The sequence below is a fragment of the uncultured Gilvimarinus sp. genome (assembly GCF_963972205.1).
Taxonomy (GTDB): domain Bacteria; phylum Pseudomonadota; class Gammaproteobacteria; order Pseudomonadales; family Cellvibrionaceae; genus Gilvimarinus; species Gilvimarinus japonicus.
In genome coordinates this window covers 1-4058 of record NZ_CAXAUC010000030.1, presented here as the reverse complement: position 1 = coordinate 4058, position 4058 = coordinate 1, and the positions used below count along the sequence as shown (strand labels likewise).

General features: G+C 52.5%; 3 protein-coding genes. All 3 read left to right on the top strand.

Features of this window, described 5'->3' with window-relative positions; translation table 11 throughout:
- The first annotated feature begins 464 nt into the window (after positions 1–464).
- The 3 genes from AACY82_RS17755 (at position 465) to AACY82_RS17745 (ending at position 3955) form a co-directional block, all read left to right on the top strand.
- Positions 465–1142 carry an MnmC family methyltransferase gene (locus AACY82_RS17755; protein WP_339618193.1) on the top strand — a complete coding sequence of 226 codons (678 nt, stop codon included), beginning with the start codon at positions 465–467 and terminating at the stop codon, positions 1140–1142.
- 118 nt (positions 1143–1260) lie between these two features.
- Positions 1261–2934, top strand: coding sequence for a dihydroxy-acid dehydratase (gene ilvD / locus AACY82_RS17750; RefSeq protein ID WP_339618192.1), 1674 nt, complete (start codon positions 1261–1263; stop codon positions 2932–2934).
- Positions 2935–3724: 790 nt separating this feature from the next.
- Positions 3725–3955 carry a hypothetical protein gene (locus AACY82_RS17745; protein WP_339618191.1) on the top strand — a complete coding sequence of 77 codons (231 nt, stop codon included), beginning with the start codon at positions 3725–3727 and terminating at the stop codon, positions 3953–3955.
- Positions 3956–4058: the final 103 nt, after the last annotated feature.

The following is a 4058-nucleotide window of genomic DNA, read 5'->3' as shown; positions in this document are numbered from 1 at the left end:
TTGAGCAAGAAGCCCTCGCTAAATTGAGTGTCTAGTTTTGATGGTAGGGATCATATGAATATAAGGTTGCAACTTAACGAGTACTTCGCCGCGACGGGGAAGTTGCCGTCAACAAACAAAGAGTTGAATTTACCAAGCCCAGTTTCGTTTTCTGACGAAGTATTGCAAAGTCTAGAGATTCAAGTGCAGGGTGTGATTAGGCTCACTTTTACTGAAAAATCGGGAGTCGAAGGAGGGATGATTGACTATATTCCAACCCCTAGCCCAACGACTAGTTGGCTTGAATGGCGTTGCGTTACGTCGAGTTTTGAAAATATAGAGTCATGGCGCCCAGACTGCCGCTTTGAGTAACCTGTAGGTCGTTCGGTGCAGGAAGATGGTAAATGTCATCCTGCGCTGTTATCAACGCTTAAGTGCTGAATCTGCTAAAGTAGCCTCTTCATTCCTCGCTAATACGTATTGATATGATCCCTTGGCAATTACTCGGCACGGCCGTTATCCCAAACAACGGCGGTGAGCTGCGCCTGATGCAGCGCGATAAAGAATTTTCTATTTCGCTTAAAGGTGTGCGCGGCGAGTTGATGAACAGCCGGATGCATAGCTCGGAGCTGGCGTTAGCCGACTTAGGCTGTGCCCATATCGCAAATGTAGAAAACGCCGCTGTTTTAGTGGGCGGTATGGGCATGGGCTTTACCTTAGCCGCTGCGCTTACGGCGACCACCGAGTCCACCAAGGTTACCGTGGCCGAGTTGGTGCCGGAGGTTGTAGAATGGAACAAAGGCCCGCTCGGCGAGTGCGCGGGTTACCCGCTTAATAACCCAAGGGCGCTTGTGCATTTGGGCGATGTGGCGGAATTATTTAAAGCGCAAAAGCCCACTTTTAACGCGATACTGTTGGATGTGGATAACGGCCCCGAAGGGTTTACTCACGCCGATAACACCAGCTTGTACTCGATGGAAAGTTTGCAGGCCATTCGCAGTACGCTGCACAAAGGCGGTGTGCTGGCCGTGTGGTCGGCATGGCACGATCCGGCGTTTACCACACAGCTCAAAAAAGCCAGGTTTACGGTGGCGGTAAAAACGGTGCGCGCACACAAGGGCAAGGGGAGTAAGCACACGATTTATCTGGGCGTGAAAGGGTAAATCTGGTTTTGCCGACAACGCTGGCTTTGATTTCAGGCCTGTATCTCGGATGCTTATGCCTTGTAAGCTATGCTACATAAACCAACCGACGCACGCTTGCAAACGATAGGGGCACCCCATGACCGATAAACGCAAACACTCGTCCAAAGTAGTCGACGGTATAGAAAAAGCACCCGCCCGCGCCATGTTGCGCGCCGTGGGCTTTAACGATGATGACTTTAAAAAACCGCAGGTCGGCATCGCCTCTACCTGGAGCATGGTCACGCCCTGCAATATGCACATCGACAAATTGGCCGATGAAGCCTGTGCCGGCGCCGACCAGGCGGGCGGCAAGGGCGTGGTGTTTAACACCATTACCATATCGGACGGCATATCCAACGGCACCGAGGGCATGAAGTACTCGCTGGTCTCCCGCGAGGTAATCGCCGACTCTATTGAAACGGTCGCCGGCTGCGAGGGCTTTGACGGGCTGGTGGCCATTGGCGGCTGCGACAAAAATATGCCCGGCTGCATGATCGGCCTGGCGCGGCTGAACCGCCCCTCGGTGTTTGTGTATGGCGGCACCATTAAACCCGGCGCCAACCATACCGATATTGTCTCGGTGTTTGAGGCTGTGGGGCAACACGCCCGGGGCGATCTATCCACCATTGCCGTTAAACAGATCGAAGAAACCGCCATACCCGGCCCCGGCTCCTGTGGTGGTATGTACACGGCCAATACCATGGCCTCGGCCATTGAGGCATTGGGCATGAGCCTGCCGGACAGCTCGGCGCAAGAGGCGGTATCGTCGTCTAAAGCTGAAGACTGCCGCCGCGCAGGCGCCGCTGTACTCGAGCTGCTGGAGCAGGACATTAAACCCACCGACATCATGACCCACAAGGCGTTTGAAAACGCTATTACCGTCACCATTGCCCTCGGCGGCTCGACCAATGCCGTGCTGCACTTGCTGGCTATGGCCCACGCTGTGGATGTGCCACTGACGCTGGATGATTTTATGCGCATCGGCAAAAAAGTCCCCGTACTGGCGGACCTGCGCCCCAGCGGGCAGTACATGATGTCCGAGCTGATCGCCGTAGGCGGTATTCAGCCACTGATGAAAATGCTACTGGATAAAAACCTGCTGCACGGCGATTGCCTGACTGTGACCGGCAAAACCCTGGCCGAGAACCTAACCGATGTTAAGCCCTACCCGGCCGAGCAAGACATTATTCACGACTTTGATAACGCCATTAAAGCCACCAGTCACCTGGTTATCCTTAAGGGCAACCTGGCACCCGAGGGCGCGGTGGCCAAAATTACCGGTAAAGAGGGGCTGGTGTTTACCGGCAAAGCACGGGTGTTCCACTCTGAAGAAGAAGCACTAGAGGCCATACTGGGCGGCACCGTGGTTAAAGGCGATGTGATCGTCATTCGCTACGAGGGCCCGCGCGGTGGCCCCGGCATGCGAGAAATGCTCAGCCCCACCTCGGCAGTCATGGGCAAAGGCCTGGGTAACGATGTTGCGCTTATCACCGACGGCCGCTTCTCGGGCGGCAGCCACGGTTTTGTAGTGGGCCATATAACGCCCGAGGCTATGGACGGTGGGCCCATTGCCATTATCGAAAACGGCGATGAGATTACCATCGATGCCGAAAACGCCCAGATTAGTATTAATATTCCTGACGCGGAAATTCGGAAGCGCCTGGAAAGTTGGCAACGCCCTGCGCCGCGTTATACCCGCGGGGTGTTGGCTAAGTTTGCTAAGACGGTGTCGTCGGCTTCGGAGGGGGCGGTGACGGATAAAGGGTTGTGATGCGCATTTGCCCGGTGCCACACTTTTGAAAAAGCCAATGATTAATCTTAGGGTACCGCTAACGCGGGCTTTGGTATATAAGCCCGTGTCGCCGGGCGTGGCGAAGTACTTTTCGTTTCGCGACGAAAAGTACTCAAAAGGCGCGCCCCCACATATCCAGCCCTACGGGTTCCCTCATTCTGGCTGATTTTAACGGCACGGATTGACAGGGCGTCCATGCCCTGACAATCCTCTCGCACACGTCCTGTGTGCTCAACCGATAAAATAAGCCTCCATTCGGCTGTATCTACGGGGGAAGTACAAGCGGCGCTTCGTAGTTAGCTGAGTCACCGCGATATCACATTCATTAACCTACATCGTCATGCCGGCCTTGAGCCGGTATCTAGTGGCTTTTTGGCTACGGAGTGCTTTGGGTTGAATTGGTGGGTGACTTAATGGGGTGGCTTACGCTAGAGCCTAATCAGTTCTACGAGCCGCATAGATTTGTTCTGGTTGCCAACTCTCCTGTGCCGTGGCACAGTAAGCCACATAGTGTGTAAGGGCTATGGTTGAACACCAAGCTGGTCAGAAGGCAGGCAGCCATAACCTCAGATTTAGCCAGTCAGGAAGATAAGATAATAAAGGGCGAAGCCCGGTCTACGTTGAAATAAGCTTTCCCCCTCCATTTCTGCTAGCAAAATTATTCGCACAAAAATTAATTAATGAGCCATTGGGTCGTTATTTTGGTCTTTCGTGAAGTGTAAGATTTGACGTCGAGGCTCTTCTGATACGTTGTATATAAGAGTATATTATGGAAATAAAAAAAATTGCCGAGGGGCCAATAAAGAGATCCACTAATTCAGTCTTTGAAACGTTAAATAAGAAAACTGAGTCTCTGGATATATTGCAAAAGTACAAAAGAGCAAACGAATCCTTAGTAAGGTCAAACGTTGAGAATGTACAAATTCTCGGAATGACACAGCCAGTAAAACTTGAGGAAATTTATTCTATACCGAAAGTTTCTGTAATCCCCCCATTTTAAACCGCCGTTAAAAGTAGAGGGTTATGCGGCCTGTAGTAGCCACCGTGGCGAGGGTGTTCAAAACTCTGTGTCAGCCAACTAGCTTCATAGGCTAATGTGTTTT